The sequence below is a fragment of the Streptomyces sp. NPDC046805 genome (assembly GCF_040645355.1).
Classification (GTDB): Bacteria; Actinomycetota; Actinomycetes; order Streptomycetales; family Streptomycetaceae; genus Streptomyces.
This window is the reverse complement of record NZ_JBEYYC010000008.1, coordinates 24,041-40,546: the sequence shown is the minus strand read 5'-3', so window position 1 is coordinate 40,546 and position 16,506 is coordinate 24,041. Positions and strand designations below refer to the sequence as shown.

8 protein-coding genes are annotated in these 16,506 nt (G+C 72.5%); 5 read left to right on the top strand and 3 right to left on the bottom strand.

All coding sequences use genetic code 11. The annotated features are described in order from the left end of the window. Window positions 1-23 precede the first annotated feature (23 nt). The 3 genes from ABZ910_RS11010 to ABZ910_RS11000 form a co-directional block, all read right to left on the bottom strand. Window positions 24-1,565, bottom strand: a complete 1,542-nt coding sequence (locus tag ABZ910_RS11010; RefSeq protein ID WP_361361884.1) for an alpha/beta hydrolase — start codon at window positions 1,563-1,565, stop codon at window positions 24-26. A gap of 181 nt (window positions 1,566-1,746) precedes the next feature. Further along, the gene (locus ABZ910_RS11005; protein WP_361361882.1) at window positions 1,747-3,285 is read right to left on the bottom strand and encodes an alpha/beta hydrolase; all 1,539 of its coding nucleotides are present in this window, start codon (window positions 3,283-3,285) and stop codon (window positions 1,747-1,749) included. Window positions 3,286-3,357: 72 nt separating this feature from the next. Then, on the bottom strand, window positions 3,358-6,087 hold the full coding sequence (locus tag ABZ910_RS11000) for a lysylphosphatidylglycerol synthase domain-containing protein (RefSeq protein WP_361361880.1): 2,730 nt from the start codon (window positions 6,085-6,087) through the stop codon (window positions 3,358-3,360). A gap of 186 nt (window positions 6,088-6,273) precedes the next feature. Between ABZ910_RS11000 and ABZ910_RS10995 the strand changes: the two genes are divergently transcribed. The 5 genes from ABZ910_RS10995 to nudC all read left to right on the top strand — a co-directional run bounded on the left by ABZ910_RS10995 (window position 6,274) and on the right by nudC (window position 16,453). Then, entirely contained in the window at window positions 6,274-6,660 is a 387-nt protein-coding gene (locus tag ABZ910_RS10995; protein ID WP_361361878.1) for an MGMT family protein, read from the top strand. Between the two features lie 254 nt (window positions 6,661-6,914). Further along, the gene (locus ABZ910_RS10990) at window positions 6,915-10,289 is read left to right on the top strand and encodes an ATP-dependent DNA helicase (RefSeq protein ID WP_361361876.1); all 3,375 of its coding nucleotides are present in this window, start codon (window positions 6,915-6,917) and stop codon (window positions 10,287-10,289) included. 124 nt (window positions 10,290-10,413) lie between these two features. Further along, a complete protein-coding gene (locus tag ABZ910_RS10985; RefSeq protein WP_361361874.1) occupies window positions 10,414-13,941 on the top strand; it encodes an ATP-dependent DNA helicase in 3,528 nt (1,175 codons plus the stop codon). Between the two features lie 10 nt (window positions 13,942-13,951). Then, window positions 13,952-15,355, top strand: a complete 1,404-nt coding sequence (locus ABZ910_RS10980; protein ID WP_361361872.1) for a dipeptidase — start codon at window positions 13,952-13,954, stop codon at window positions 15,353-15,355. 153 nt (window positions 15,356-15,508) lie between these two features. Beyond that, complete coding sequence (gene nudC / locus ABZ910_RS10975) at window positions 15,509-16,453, top strand: NAD(+) diphosphatase (RefSeq protein WP_361361870.1); 945 nt, start codon at window positions 15,509-15,511, stop codon at window positions 16,451-16,453. The last annotated feature ends 53 nt before the right edge of the window (window positions 16,454-16,506 follow it).

Sequence of the window (16,506 nt, the reverse complement as noted above, 5' to 3'; positions counted from 1 at the left end):
GGTGCGCGGAGCCCCCGCCGTCGTCATGAGCAGACCTTGCCGTCCTTCGGCACCTTCCCCTTCAGCAGATAGGCGTTCACCGTCGAGTCGACGCAGTCGCTCCCGTTGCCGTACGCCCCGTGCCCCTCGCCCTTCCAGGTGAGTTCCACGCCGACGCCCTTGCCCAGTTCGTCCGCCATCCTGCGGGCGCCCTCGTACGGCGTCGCCGGATCCCCGGTGTTGCCGATGAGCAGGATCGGTGCCGCGCCCGGCGCGCTGACCTTCGGGGTGTCGTACTGTCCGGGCACCGGCCAGTCGTGGCACCACCCCGCCGTGTCCCAGCCGAGGAAGTCCCCGAACACCGGCGAGATCTTCTCGAACTCCGGCAGCCGCCTCTTCGTCTCCGCGAGCGTCGGCCGCTGCCTGTCGTCCAAGCACGATATGACGCGTTGAGCATGGGTCGTCGTGCCGTAGTGCCCCGAAGCGTCACGCTCGTTGTAGTCGTCCGCGAGGGAGAGCAGTCGTGAGCCGTCGCCCTGCTCGGCCGCCTTCAGCGCGGCGGTCAGCGTCGGCCAGCGGGTCTGGCTGTACAGCGGCAGGACGATGCCGGTGATGGCGAGTGTCTGCGTGAGCCTGCGTCCGGAGGAGGTGGGCAGCGGCTTGGCGTCGATGCGCCGGAGCAGGTCCGCGATCCTCCGCGAGCCCTGCTTCGGGTCCTGGCCCGTGGACTTGAGGTAGTCGTCCAGGGCCCGCTGGAAGCCCCTGGCCTGGTTCTCGGCGTGGCCCACCGAGTCGGCGGTGGGGTCGACCACCGCGTCGAGGACCAGCCGCCCCACGTTCCGCGGGAACAAGTGGGCGTACACGCCGCCCAGTTCGGTGCCGTACGAGATGCCGAAGTAGTGCATTTTCCTGTCGCCGAGGACCTGGCGCATGAGGTCCATGTCGCGGGCCGTGTCGGTCGTGGAGACGTGCGCCATGAGCTTGCCGGCGTTCCGCGCACAGCCCTTGCCGAAGGCGGTCGCGTCCTGGAGGTACGCCTTCTCCTCGGCCGGGGTGTCCGGGGTGGTGTCCACGGTCTCGGTGGCCTGGATGTCCCGGTCGCCGCGGCAGCGGATGCCACCGCTGGCGCCGACCCCGCGCGGGTCCCAGCTCACCAGGTCGTACCGCTCGCGCAGTTCGGGGACGGAGTTGGCGTAGTAGGGCATCATCGACAGGCCGGAGCCGCCCGGTCCGCCGAAGTCGAACAGCAGGGAGCCGATGCGGTCGTGGCCCGTGGCGCGGGCCCGGATCAGGGCGAGGCCGATGGTCGCACCGCCCGGCTTCGCCCAGTCCAGCGGGACCCTGAGCGTCGCGCACTCCCAGGCGCCGCCGGGTGCGGAGGAGTCCGCGGTCTTCTTGCAGCGACCCCAGTCGGGCTTCTGCGATGTGAGCGAGGAGGGAAGGCCGGCGACGGCCGCCGGTCCCGGCGGCGGATCCGACCGGTTCTTGCCTCCGCCTCCGTCGTCCCCGCCGGACGGTTCGCCGCCGCATCCGGCCACCAGTACCGCTGTGGCGACCGCGGCCGCCCACCGTACGAAACGTGACATGTTTCCCCCTCACGAGCTCTCCGCGCCCTGGCCGCGGGAAGCAGTGAGGCCATGGTAGGCGGATCAAGCCGAGCGCGTGGCGACCTGTGGATAACCGTTTGACCTGCGGTTTTACCGGAGAAACGCAGGGAGCGCCGGCGGACGCCCCCGTCGTCGGTCCAGCAGATGTTCCGTCGGTGGTTCAGGAGCAGACCGTCCCGGCCGCGGGCACCTTCCCGTCCAGGAGATAGCCGTCCACGGCGCCCTGCACGCACTTGTTCTTGCTGTCGTAGGCGCCGTGCCCCTGCCCCTTGTACGTCAGCTCGACGCCGACCCCCTTGCCGAGCGCCTCCACCATCTTCCGCGCGCCCTCGTACGGGGTGGCCGGGTCGCCGGTGTTGCCCACGACGAGGATCGGTGCCGAGCCGGGCGCGCTCACGTCGGGATGGTCGGCGGCGCCCGGCACCGCCCAGTCGGTGCAGCTGACCAGACCCCAGGCCAGATAGTCCCCGAACAGGGCGGACGCGGAGCGGAACCGGGGCAGCGTCCGCTCGATGTCGCCGGCGGTGTACCGGGGCTTCTCGTCCGAGCAGTTGATGGCCACGTTCGCCGCGGTGATGTTGCTGTACTCCCCGTTGTCGCTGCGGCCGTTCATCGAGTCCGACAGCAGCATCAGGATCTTTCCGTCCCCCTCGTACGCCTGTTCCAGCCCCTCGGTGAGGTACTCCCAGAAGTCCTTGGAGTACAGGGACTGCGCGATGCCGTTGATCGCGGCGGTCTGGGTCAGCTGGCGGGGGAAGATGCCCGGGATCGGCTTCTTCTCAAGGTTCTTGAGCAGTGCGGCGATGCGGTTCTTGACGTCCTGGGGGGTGTCGCCGATCGGGCACTCGGTGACCTTCGACGTGCAGTCGTCGGCGAAGTTGTCGAGGGCGAGCTGGAACCCCCGGGCCTGCCCGAGCGAGCTCTGTTCGGGGTTCTGCGTGGGGTCGACGACCGCGTCGAACACGGCTCGGCCCACGTGCTTCGGGAACAAGTGGGCGTAGACGCCGCCGAGTTCGGTGCCGTAGGAGATGCCGAAGAAGTGCAGCTTGTCGTCGCCGAGAACTTTGCGCATCAGGTCCATGTCGCGGGCCGCGTCGGTGGTGCGCACGTGCGGCAGGATTCTCGGGGAGTGCCTCTCGCACTCCGCGTTGAACTTCTTGGTGCGGTTCACGAGTGCCGTGCGTTCGGCACTGTCGTCGGGCGTCGTGTCCTGCTGGAAGTACTCGTCGAGTTGTGCGTTGCTCTCGCACTCGACGGGTGCGCTGCGGCCGACCCCGCGCGGGTCGAAGCTCACCAGGTCGTAGCGGGTGCGCAGTCTGGCGTAGTCCTCGCCGAACGCGGGCAGCGTGGTGACGCCGCTGCCGCCGGGGCCGCCGAAGTTGAAGATGAGCGAGCCGATCCGCCTGCTCGGTTCGCCGCTCGCCTTGGCCCGGATCAGCGCGAGCCCGATGGTCTGGCCCTTGGGCTTGCTCCAGTCGAGGGGCACTTTCAGAGTGGCGCACTGCCATGTGGCCCCGCCCGGCAGCGGCGACGGAGCGTTGCCGCCGCCCTCCGCCGGGGAGGGGGGCGGGCAGTCCCTCCAGTTCAGTTCCTGCGCCCCCAGATCCTCGTCCTTGGAGCCGTCGCCGCAGCTCACGAGGAGCGACGACAGCAGGACGGCGGCGGTGAGGGCGACGCGGATCCGGGAGGGGTTCGGCATGATCCCATCCTGGGGTCGCGCGCGGCGGGGCGCTCGGGGCGCGGGCCGTACGAGGTACGCGCCGACCGGCGCCTACAGGGCGCCCTTGCGCGTGAGGTGGTTGAAGGCCAGCCAGCCCGGCAGCACCGGCAGCCACAGGGTCAGCAGCCGGAAGAGCAGGACGGCCGGTGCGGCGACCTCCTTGGGGAGGCCGACGGCGATGAGGCCGACGGTCAGGGTCGCCTCCACCGCGCCGACGCCGCCCGGGGTGGGTGCCGCGGACCCGAGCGCGTTGCCCGCGAGGAAGACGACCGCGACGCTGGCGATGCTCAGCGAGGTCGTCTGGTCGCCGAACGCGCGGATCGACGCGTCCAGGCACATCACGAAGCAGCCGGTCAGCAGCAGCATGCCGCCGATGCCGGTGACCAGCTTCTGCGGCCGCTGGAGCACGTCGAGCATGCGCGGCACGACACCGGCGAACAGCGACCTCACGCGCGTGGCCACGAATTTCCGCAGGAGCGGCACCGAGGTCACCACGAGCACGAGCACCGCCACCGTCAGCAGCCCGGCGATGACCGTCCGGGACGGCGACAGCGACGGTGTCTTCTCGGTGCCGGTGAGATAGCCGAAGGCCAGCAGCATCAGGATGTGGCAGCCGAGCCCGAACAGCTGCGACGCGCCGACGCTCGCCACGGCGAGCCCGGGACGTACTCCGGCGCGCTGCAGGAAGCGCGTGTTGAGGGCGACACCGCCGACCGCGGCCGGCGCGACGATCTTCACGAACGACCCGGCGACCTGTGCCGCCACGGTCCGCAGGAACGGCACCCGCTCGGGCACGAACCCCAGGAGTGCCATCGCCGCGGCGACGTAGCTGAGTGCCGAGAACAGCACCGCCGCGAGGACCCAGCCCCACTGGGCGTTGGCAAAGAGGGTGCCGAACTGGATGTGCGTGAACTGCGTCAGCAGGAAGTACGCGCCGATGGCACCGGCGATGAAGCTGATCAGGGTGCGTGGCCGCACCCGTTCGAGGCGGGCCGGCTCCACGGGTGCCTGCGGCCTGATGCGCAGCACCTCGTGCCGGATCTGCGTGAGCAGATCCTCTTCGCGGGCCTCCTCCAGGGCCTCGTCGATGGCCCGCTTCTCGGCGCGCTGCTCGGCGCGCACCGTCTTCTTGTCGGGCTTCTCGAGGGCCGGTCTGGCGTCCTCCGAGGCCTCCTTCAGGCGCGCCTCCTTGGCCTGGCGGGATCCCTCGAGGACCGCTTCGCGCTCACGCTCGGCCCGCTCCCTGGCCAGCTTGCGCAGCGTCGCGCGCGTGGAGCGGGTCAGGGCGATCGGCTGGAGCATCGGCAGGCACGCGGCGACGGCGTCGGGGCCGAGAACGCCGACGGCGGAGGCCACCGCCCGCTGGGCACCCACGCGCAGGCCGAGGGTGGTGATCATCTGCGCGATGTCCATGCGCAGCAGCAGGTCACCGGCCGCGATCTCCCCGCCGCGCAGTTCGGTGAGGATCACATCGCCGGAACGATCCACCAGGATCGCGTCGCCCGCCAGCCTGCGGTGCGCGATGCGCCGCGACTGCAGCGCCTGCACCTGGTGCCAGGCGTTGCGCAGCAGGCCGTCGGTGATCTCCTCGTCGGCCAGCGAGTCGAGCGTGCGTGCGTCGGTGTGCTCGTAGACGAGCATGACGGCGTCGGGGCCCAGCTCGGAGGTCGCGATCAGCTTGGGTGTGTTGGCTCCGGCCGCGGTGGCGGCGTAGGCCAGGAGCGCCTCCTGCTCCAGTGCCTGGCGCAGCGACTGGAGGCTGCTGCGGGTGGCGAAGCCGCGCAGGGTCAGGTTGCGCCACGCGCGGTAGAAGAAGCCTTGTGCCTGCTGTTCCCGGTCGACCACCGTGACGTCCAGGGGCGGGCCGTCCTCGAGGGTGACGAAGTAGCGCCTGCCGCGGTCGCCGTTCTCGCTGTCCGGGACCTCCTCGCGGGCGGCGTTCACGGGGTGGAAGCCGACGTGGCGCAGTCCCGCGAGCAGGGTCTGTCCCGTCGGACGGACGTTGGGGGAGCCGACCGCGTACAGCGTCCCGTAGGCCACGGTCCAGCCGATGAGCACCGTCAGGATGATCGAGAACGGTGTCGTGTAACCGGTGACCAGCATGGAGAACGCGTCGAGCAGCAGCACGATCCACAGCACGGCGCGCCAGCGGGGTCTGCGGGACATCCCGACGGCCGTCATGTACGCGATGACGGGCGCGAGGTAGCCGTGCACCGGGTCGGTCAGGGCGTGGATGTCACCGGGGTAGGGCTGGGTCAGGGCCTCCTGGATCGAGTGCGGTGCGCCCCGGGCGACCCATAGGTCGGTGGCCAGGGTCACTCCGTGCGCGAGGACCGCCGCGAGCACGCCGTCGGCGATGCGCAGCCCGTCCCGCTTGATCAGCCGCTCGATCGCGAACGCCACCGGCACCAGGAGGATCGCGATGCTCGACGCCAGTCCCGCGATCTTGATCAGCAGATCCGGGGCCTGGCCAGTGCCTTTGTTGATGTCCTGTTCGAGACCCGACGTGGTGCCGTGGGCGAAGGCGGCGACGGCGAGCAGCACGACGATGGTGAGCACGCCCACCACGAAGCGCATCAGGTCGGAGGGACGGTGCACGCGCGCGGGAAGCAGCGGTTCGTCGCCCTCGACCTCGCCGGTGTGCCCTTCGTCGGAGACGTGCGTCTCCTCGGGGACGTCGTCGTTCTTGCCTACGGCATCCCGCTCGACGTCCGGCTTCGGGCGCGCCCCAGCGTCAGAGGTGCCCTCCGCGTTTTCGGGGTGCACGCCCTGCTGCTTCATGGTCTCTTCTTGATCTCGTATCACCAGTCACCGCCCGCACGATGGTGGCATGCCCCACCGACACACGGGGGCATCAGGGTGCAAATGCGGGGGCGCACAGTCTGCCGGAAGCGCCGCCGAAGGGCGAGACGGAGGCGTGGAGCCGGGCGCCTCCCGTTGTCGGTGGGGTGGGGCAGGATGGGGAGAATGAGCGAGGAGATCCTTTCCGAGGATGCCCGTGGGGGGTATGCGGAGGCGCTTCCGGAGTACGCCGAGCGGGTCCTCGACGTCGCCGAGCGGATTCCGCCGGGGCGCGTCATGACGTACGGGGACGTCGCCGAATGGCTGGAGGAAGGCGGTCCCCGCCAGGTCGGCCGAGTGATGGCCCTGTACGGGGGAGCCGTCCCGTGGTGGCGCGTCGTGCGCGCGGACGGGGTGCTGCTGCCCGGAGAGGAACTGCGGGCGCTCGACCACTACCGCGCGGAGGGCACCCCACTGAAGGCGGCGAGCAGGGCCGCCGAGGGCCATGTGCCGCGGCTCGACATGAGACGGGCCCGCTGGGACGGCAGCGGCGGTACGGAGGGTCACACCTGACAGCTTCCGCCATCGGACGCCTCCAGGGGGAGCCTGTGGCCTGTACGGGGGACACGAGCGACTCCGGGACATGCCGTACGTTCGTAAGGCGTGGGACGCGTGTGTCTCGAGAGCCGTGAGGGATGAAGCGGAAGGCCTGCCTCGTCCCGTTCGTCGGCGTAGCGTCGGCTGCACATGTCCCCCTCACTCCCCGGCCACCGCCCTCCATGCGCGGTAGTCGCCAACCAGCACGACCACCAGGACCGGCCAACCACGTGAGCTCCTCTTCCTCCACCAGTCGTCTGCCGCACCCCAGGGTGCGGCAGACGACTGGTGGCGCTTACCGACTGGTGCGTACCCCTCCGGCCGTGCCCGACCCCCCTCGTCCGGACGCAGCTCAGCGTGCGGTGGTTGACCACCGGTCCGGCCCGCTGCTCGTCCTCGCGGGGCCCGGCACCGGCAAGACCACCACGCTCGTCGAGTCCGTGGCCGAACGGATCGCCCGCGGCGCGGACCCGGAGCGGATCCTGGTGCTCACGTTCAGCCGCAAGGCGGCCGTCGAGCTCCGCGACCGCATGGCTCAGCGCGTGGGCGCCGCCCGCGCGCCCCGGGCGACCACCTTCCACTCGTACTGCTACGCCCTGGTCCGCGCCCACCAGGACAGCGACCTGTTCGTGAATCCGCTGCGTCTGCTCTCCGGTCCCGAGCAGGACGTGACCGTCCGCGAGCTGCTCGCGGGCGAGCGGGACCTGGAACGGCTCGGCCTCACCCATGTGCGCTGGCCGGACGATCTGCGCGCCTGCCTGACCACCCGCGGCTTCGCCGACGAGGTCCGCGCGGTCCTCGCCCGCAGCCGCGAACTGGGACTCGGCCCCGACGCCCTGGACGCCTTCGCCCGCCGCATCGGCCGCCCCGACTGGCGGGCCGCGGCCGCGTTCCTCGCCGAGTACCTCGACGTGCTCGACATGCAGGGCGTGCTCGACTACGCGGAACTCGTCCACCGCGCGGTGCTGCTGGCCCGCCGCCCCGAGGTCGCCGGCCGGCTCGCCGCCCGGTACGACGCCGTGTACGTCGACGAGTACCAGGACACCGATCCGGCCCAGGTGCGCCTGTTGCACGCCCTCGCGGGCGGCGGCCGCACCCTGGTCGCCTTCGGCGACCCCGACCAGTCGATCTACGCGTTCCGGGGTGCCGACGTGGGCGGCATCCTGGACTTCCCGGTGACGTTCCCGCGCGCGGACGGCCGCCCGGCCCCCGTCGAGGTTCTGCGGACCTCCCGCCGTTCCGCCGCCGGTGTGCTCGCCGCGACCCGCCTGCTGACCCAGCGCATGCCCCTGACCCGCCTCCCGGCCGACAAGGTGCGCGCCCACCGCGAGCTCGCGCCGGTGCGGGACGGTGGCCGGGTCGAGGTCTACACGTACCCCACGCCCGGTACGGAGCTGGACAACGTCGCCGACATCCTCCGCAGGGCGCACCTGGAGGACGGCGTCCCCTGGAACGAGATGGCCGTCCTGGTGCGCGCCGGATCCCGCAGCATCCCCGCGGTCCGCAGGGCTCTGACGGCGGCCGGTGTCCCGCTGGACATCGACGGCGACGACCTACCCCTGCGCCACGAGCCGGCGGTGGCACCGCTGCTGACAGCGCTCAGGGCGGTGGCGACGGCGGAGGCGACGCGGACGCCCGTACGAGGCGACGGCGAGGTCGACCAGGTCGTAGGGGCCGAAGAAGCGCCTGAGGAAGATGCCGCCGATGCGTCCGCCGAAGCCCCCTGGCTCGACACCGAAACCGCGCTCACGCTGCTCACCTCCCCCCTTGCCGGCATGGACGCAGCAGATCTGCGCCGACTCGGTCGGGCGCTGCGCGAGGAGGAGCGGACGGCCGGCAACCCGCTGCCGCCGCCCTCGGACGAGCTGCTCGCGCGGGCGCTCGCGGAGCCGGAGCGGCTGGTCGCCCACGACCCCGCGTACGCCTGGGGAGCCCAGCGGCTCGGCGCGCTGCTCAGGAAGGCCCGAGAACGCCTCGCGGGCGGCGGTACGGCCGAGGAGGCGCTGTGGGACCTGTGGGCGGGCACGCCGTGGCCGGTGCGCCTGGAGCGGGCCGCCCGGCGGGGCGGTGCGGCGGGGCGCAACGCCGACCGCGACCTGGACGCCGTATGCGCGCTGTTCGCGACCTCCGCGCGCGCGGAGGAACGCATCGGAGGCCGCGGCGCCCTCAACTTCCTGGAGGAGATCGAGGCCGAGGACATCGCCGCGGACACCCTCACCCGGCGTGCCGTACGGCCCGACGCCGTGCGCCTGATGACCGCGCACCGGGCCAAGGGCCTGGAGTGGCGCCTGGTGGTCGTCGCGGGTGTTCAGGAGGGCCTGTGGCCGGACCTGCGCCGCCGCGGCTCCCTTCTGGAGGCCGACCGCATCGGCCGCGACGGACTTGCCGAACCGCTCACTCCCGGGGCCCTGCTCGCCGAGGAGCGCCGCCTGTTCTACGTGGCCGCCACGCGCGCGCGGGAACGCCTCGTCGTCACCGCGGTGAAGGCCCCCGCGGACGACGGGGACCGGCCCTCCCGCTTCCTGGCCGAGCTCGGCGTGGCGCCCCAGGACGTCACCGGTCGCCCCCGTCGCCCGCTGGCCGTGGCCGCGCTGGTCGCCGAACTGCGGGCCACGACGGTCGACCCGCGTGCGTCCGCCGCCCTCCGCGAGGCCGCCGCCCGCCGCCTGGCCCGGCTCGCGGCCCTCACCGACGAGGACGGGCGCCCCCTGGTTTCGTCGGCGCACCCCTACCGCTGGTGGGGCATGTTCGAGCCGACCGAGAGCAGGGTGCCGCTGCGCGACCGCGACCAGCCCGTCGTGCTGTCCGGCAGCGCCCTCGACCAGCTCGCCAACACCTGCGCCCTGCAGTGGTTCCTGGGCCGTGAGGTGAAGGCCGACGCCCCCGCCACCGCGGCCCAGGGCTTCGGCAACGTCGTGCACGTTCTCGCCGACGAGGTCGCCTCCGGGCGTACGCCCGCCGATCTCGACGTCCTCATGGAACGCCTGGACTCGGTGTGGAACGCCCTCGTCTTCGACGCGCCCTGGAAGTCGGCGCAGGAGAAGGAGAACGCGCGCGCGGCCCTCGAACGCTTCCTGAAGTGGCACGTCGACTCCAACGGCACCCGGGCCGCGCGTACGCCGGTGGCGAGCGAGCACGACTTCGACGTCTCTCTCGAGGCGGGCGACTACGAGGTGCGCATCCGCGGTCAGATGGACCGCGTCGAGGCGGACGGCGAGGGACGCGCGTACGTCGTCGACTTCAAGACGGGCAAGCAGGCGCCGACCGCGCGTGAGGTGGAGCGGCACCCGCAGCTGGCCGTCTACCAGCTCGCCGTTCGCGAGGGTGCCGTCGACGACGCCTTCGACGGCGTACGCCCCGAGCCGGGCGGCGCCGAGCTGGTCCATCTCCGGCAGGGAGCCGCCAAGCGGGACGGCGGGGAGAGCCTGCCCAAGGTGCAGGCCCAGGAGCCGCTGGAGGGCGAGTGGGTCGGCGAGCTGCTGGCCACCGCGGCCGGAAAGGTCCTCGACGAACGGTTCACACCGAGCGCCGGGCAGCACTGCACGCACTGCGCGTTCCGGGCGTCGTGCAACGTGCGGCCCGAGGGGCGGCACGTGGTCGAGTGACCCGCCCGAGCGCGCGGTCCGAAGAAAGACGTGACCCATCACACCACCGTGCTGACCTGCGCTTCTCCCCGCACAGCCGCCGATCCGGCACCCGCTGTCAGTGGCCGCCGCTAGCCTCTGCGACATGTCCGCCCGTATCACCGACCCCGAGCAGCTCAAAGAGCTCCTCGGCATCCCGTTCACCCCGGAGCAGACGGCCTGCATCACCGCGCCGCCCGCCCCGCAGGTGATCGTGGCAGGAGCCGGGTCGGGCAAGACGACGGTGATGGCGGCCCGCGTGGTGTGGCTGGTCGGCACCGGACAGGTCGCCCCCGAGCAGGTCCTCGGCCTCACCTTCACCAACAAGGCCGCCGGCGAACTCGCCGAGCGCGTCCGCACGGCACTGGTCAAGGCCGGCGTCACCGACCCCGAGGTCATCGCCCCGGACAACCCGCCGGGCGAGCCGGTGATCTCCACGTACCACGCCTTCGCCGGGCGCCTGCTGACCGACCACGGCCTGCGCCTCGGGCTGGAGCCGACGTCCCGGCTGCTCGCCGACGCCACCCGCTACCAGCTCGCCGCGCGCGTGCTGCGTGAGGCCCCCGGCCCCTACCCGGCGCTCACCCGCTCCTTCGCCGACCTCGTCAGCGACCTCCTCGCGCTCGACGCCGAGCTGTCCGAACACCTCGTACGCCCCGAGGACCTGCGCGCCTGGGACGCCGATCTGCTGCGCACCCTGGAGGGCGCCAAGCTCTCCAACGCGGACCTGCGCAAGGTCCCCGAGATCGCCGCCGCCCGCCGCGAACTCGCCGAGCTCGTGCTGCGCTACCGGACCGCCAAGCGCGAACGCGATCTGCTCGACTTCGGCGACCAGATCGCCCTCTCCGCGGCCCTCGCCGAGATCCCCGACGTGGGCCGCCTGCTGCGCGACGAGTTCCGCGTCGTACTCCTCGACGAGTACCAGGACACCTCGGTGGCCCAGCGCGTCCTCCTGGCCGGCCTCTTCGGCGGCGGCACGGGCCACCCGGTGACCGCCGTCGGCGACCCCTGCCAGGCCATCTACGGCTGGCGCGGCGCCTCCGTCGCCAACCTCGACGACTTCCCCGAGCACTTCGCCCGCGCCGACGGCCGCCCCGCCACCCGCCAGGCGCTCAGCGAGAACCGCCGCAGCGGTGGCCGCCTCCTCGACCTCGCCAACGGCCTCGCCGAACCCCTGCGCGCCATGCACGCGGGCGTGGAGGCCCTCCGCCCGGCCCCCGGAGCCGAACGCGACGGCATGGTCCGCTGCGCCCTGCTGCGTACCCACGCCGAGGAGATCGCCTGGATCGCCGACTCGATCGCCCACCTCGTCCGCACGGGGAAGGCGCCCGGCGAGATCGCCGTGCTGTGCCGTACGGCGACCGACTTCGGGGAGATCCAGGGCGCCCTCGTCGCCCGTGACATCCCCGTCGAGGTGGTCGGCCTGTCCGGGCTGCTGCACCTGCCCGAGGTCGCCGACCTCGTCGCCGTGTGCGACGTCCTCCAGGACCCCGGAGCGAACGCCTCCCTGGTGCGCCTGCTGACCGGCCCGCGCTGGCGCATCGGCCCCCGCGACCTCGCCCTGCTGGGGCGGCGCGCCCGCCTGCTCGTGGCCCACGCGCGCGTGGACGCCGACGACGACCCCGACCGACGGCTCGCCGAGGCCGTCGAGGGAGTCGACCCGTCCGAGGTCATCTCGCTCGCGGACGCCCTCGACACGTTCCTGGAGACGCCGATGGACGGCTACGGGGACGACGACGGGCTGCCCTTCTCCCCGGACGCGCGCGTGCGCTTCGCGCGCCTGGCGGCCGAACTGCGCGAGCTGCGCCGCTCCCTGGCCGACCCGCTGATGGACGTCCTGCACCGCGTCCTCGCCGTCACCGGCCTCGAGGTGGAGCTGTCGGCCTCCCCGCAGGCGCTCGCCGCCCGCCGCCGCGAGACCCTGTCGAACTTCCTGGACGTCGCCGCCTCCTTCGCCGCGGGCGACGGCGAGGCCACCTTGCTGGCCTTCCTCGGCTTCCTGCGCACCGCCGCCCAGTACGAGAAGGGCCTCGACAACGCCCTTCCGGGTGGTGAGAACACCGTCAAGGTGCTCACCGCGCACAAGTCCAAGGGCCTGGAGTGGGACGTCGTCGCCGTCCCCGGCCTGGTCACCGGCACCTTCCCCAGCGCCCAGGGCCGCGAGAAGTGGACCGCCCAGGCCAAGGTGCTGCCGCACGCGCTGCGCGGTGACACCGACACGCTGCCCGACCTCCAGGCCTGGGACTCCAAGGGCATGAAGGCCTTCCACGAGGCCATGAAGGACCACCAGCACACCGAGGAGCTCCGCCTCGGCTACGTCACCTTCACGCGCCCGCGCTCACTGCTCCTCGGCTCCGGCCACTGGTGGGGCCCCGCCCAGAAGAAGCCCCGCGGGCCGTCCGACTTCCTGCTGGCCCTGTACGACCACTGCGCCGCCGGACACGGCGAGATCGGGGTCTGGGCGGACGAGCCGGAGGAGGGCGAGGAGAACCCGGCTCTCCACGAGGCGACCGCCGACCAGGCATGGCCGCTGCCCCTGGACGAGGCCTCCCTGGCCCGCCGCCGCGCGGCCGCCGACACGGTCCTCGCCCACCTGGAGAGCCTCGCCTCCACCGCGCACGATCACCCGGCGCCGACCACCCCGGACACCTACGACGACCCGGACTGGCCACCGCCCCCGGACGACGAGCCGCCCTACGACGAGGAAGTCCTCCACGACGAGGAAGTCCTCCACGAGGACGAAGGCCCTTACGACGACGAGGCTCCCTCCGCCGAAGACCCGGCCGACTGGGGCGCGTGGACCACCGCCCGCCCGGCTCTCCCGACGGTCCCGCACCAGGCGACTGCCCCCACCGTCCGCGAGCACGCGCGCCTCCACCTCACCGAGCCGGAGCGCGACCCCCTCACGCCGGAGGAAGCCCGCGCCATCGCCTCCTGGGACCGCGACCTCGACGCACTCACCGGAGAGCTTCTGCGCGCCCGGCAGAGCGTGACAGAGGTCCCCCTGCCGGCCACGCTGACCGCGTCCCAGCTGCTGCGCCTGGCCGAGGACCCCGACGGTCTCGCACAGGAACTCGCACGCCCCATGCCGCGCCCCCCGCAACCGGCAGCGCGCCGAGGCACCCGGTTCCACGCCTGGGTGGAGGCCCGCTTCGAAGAGTTGACGCTGCCCATGCTGGAGCCGGAGGAACTGCCGGGTGCCGACGCGGAGATCGCCGACGAACGCGACCTGGACGCCCTCAAGGAGGCGTTCGAACGCACCGAGTACGCGCACCGCACGCCGTATCGCGTCGAGACCCCGATCCAGTTCGCCCTCGCGGGCCGCGTCGTACGGGGCCGGATCGACGCCGTCTACAAAAACGGCGACGGTGACGGAGCGACGTACGAGATCGTCGACTGGAAGACCGGCCGTACAGGAGCCGGCGATCCGCTCCAGCTCGCGGTGTACCGCCTGGCCTGGGCCGAGCAGCAGGGCGTGCCGCCCGAGTCCGTCACGGCTTCCTTCGTGTACGTGCGCACCGGCGAGGTCGTCCGCCCCGACGACCTTCCGGACCGGGCCGTGCTGGAGAGGCTGCTCACCGGAGAAACCGGGTGTGACGTACCGCCCAATCAGGATGTCGGCGCGTGCCGATAGGCTCGTGACCATGAGCCAGACCCCGGACAGCGCCGTCCGTTCGTACATCGAACAACACCGTGCCACTTTCCTCGACGACCTCGCCGAGTGGCTGCGCATCCCCTCCGTGTCGGCCCAGCCCGACCACGCACCCGACGTGCGACGCAGCGCGGACTGGCTCGCCGCCAAGCTCCAGGAGACGGGCTTTCCGACCGCCGAGGTCTGGGAGACCCCGGGCGCCCCGGCCGTCTTCGCCGAGTGGCCCACCGACGACCCCGAGGCACCCACGGTCCTCGTCTACGGCCACCACGACGTCCAGCCCGCCGCACGCGAGGACGGCTGGGACAGCGAGCCCTTCGAGCCCGTCGTCCGTGAAAACCGCCTCTACGCGCGCGGGGCGGCCGACGACAAGGGCCAGGTGTTCTTCCACACGCTCGGTGTCCGCGCGCACCTCGCGGCCACCGGCCGCACGGTCCCCGCCGTCCACCTGAAGCTGCTGATCGAGGGCGAGGAGGAGTCCGGTTCACCGCACTTCCGGGCCCTCGTCGAGGAGCACGCCGACCGGCTCGCCGCCGACGCCGTGATCGTCTCCGACACCGGCATGTGGTCCGAGGACACCCCGACCGTGTGCACGGGCATGCGCGGCCTCGCCGAGTGCGAGATCCGGCTGTACGGCCCCGACCAGGACATCCACTCCGGGTCCTTCGGCGGTGCCGTACCCAACCCGGCGACCGCCGCCGCCCGCCTCGTGGCCGCCCTGCACGACGAGCACGCGCGCGTGGCGATCCCCGGCTTCTACGACGGCATCGTGGAGCTCACCGACCGCGAGCGCGAGCTCTTCGCCGAGCTGCCCTTCGACGAGCGGCAGTGGCTGCGCACGGCGAAGTCGTACGCCACCCACGGCGAGGCCGGGCACACCACCCTGGAGCGCATCTGGGCCCGCCCCACCGCCGAGGTCAACGGCATCGGTGGCGGCTACCAGGGGCCCGGAAGCAAGACGATCATCCCGTCCTCGGCCACGGTGAAGCTGTCGTTCCGGATCGTCGCGGGCCAGGACCCCGACCACATCGAGAAGGCCGTCCGCGCCTGGGCGGCCGAGCAGGTGCCCGCCGGAATCCGGCACGAGATCACGTTCGGCGCGGCCACGCGCCCGTGCCTCACGCCACTCGACCACCCGGCCCTGCAGTCCGTGGCCCGCGCCATGGGCCGCGCGTTCGGCACGACGGTCCGCTTCACCCGCGAGGGTGGTTCCGGACCGGCCGCCGACCTCCAGGAGGTCCTCGGCGCCCCCGTCCTCTTCCTCGGCATCTCCGTCCCTTCGGACGGCTGGCACGCCCCGAACGAGAAGGTCGAGCTCGACCTGCTCCTCAAGGGTGTCGAGACCACCGCATACCTGTGGGGCGACCTCGCGGAGAACTGGCACCATGCGCCCTGATCCGGCGCCGTCCGGACCGGCCTTGCGCGCGGGGCACACTGGAAGGACCGCCCCGCACGCTCCGCCCGAGCCGGGCTCGGTCCCCGCCCGCCGTACGACCCGCTGAACAGCCCGACGCAACGAACCGTTCCACTGGGGGAGTTGGAAGCACCCGTGACCACCTGGACCGACCACACCGCCGACCGCCCCATCTCGCTCACCGCCCCGAGCGGCATCGACCGGGCCGCCCACCATCGGCTCGACGAGGCCTGGCTCGCCGCGGCGTGGAGCCACCCCACGACCCGCTGCTTCGTGGTCTCCGGCGGCCAGGTCCTCATCGACGAGACGCCCGACGGCCGGACGGAACTCGTCATGACCCCCTCCTTCGAGGCCCCCCTCACCGAGGCCCACCGCTACTTCCTGGGCACCGACGAGGACGGCGTCAGCTATTTCGCGCTCCAGAAGGACTCCCTGCCCGGCCGCATGGACCAGTCCGCCCGCCCGGCGGGCCTGCGGGAGGCTGGCCTGCTCCTGTCCCCGCGGGACGCGGGACTGATGGTGCACGCGGTCGGCCTGGAGAACTGGCAGCGCACCCACCGCTTCTGCTCCCGCTGCGGCGAGCGCACGGTGATCGCCGCGGCCGGCCACATCCGCCGCTGCCCCGCCTGCGGCGCCGAGCACTACCCGCGCACCGACCCGGCCGTGATCATGGCCGTCACGGACGACGAGGACCGCATCCTGCTCGGCCGCCAGGTCCACTGGCCGGAGGGCCGCTTCTCGACGCTCGCGGGCTTCGTCGAACCGGGCGAGTCCATCGAGCAGTCGGTGCGCCGCGAGGTCTACGAGGAGGCCGGCGTCACCGTCGGCCAGGTCGAGTACGTGGCCAGCCAGCCCTGGCCGTTCCCGTCCAGCCTCATGCTGGGCTTCCTGGCCCGCGCCACCTCGACCGAGATCGAGGTCGACGGCGACGAGATCCACGAGGCCCGCTGGTTCTCCAGGGAGGAGCTGCGCGCCGCCTTCGAATCGGGCGAGGTGCTGCCGCCGTACGGCATCTCCATCGCGGCCCGCCTGATCGAGCTCTGGTACGGCAAGCCGCTGCCGACGCGAAGCTCCGTCTGAGCCACCGGTAGCGCAACGAGGCCCCCGCCGGACAGCGGCGGGGGCCTCGTGTG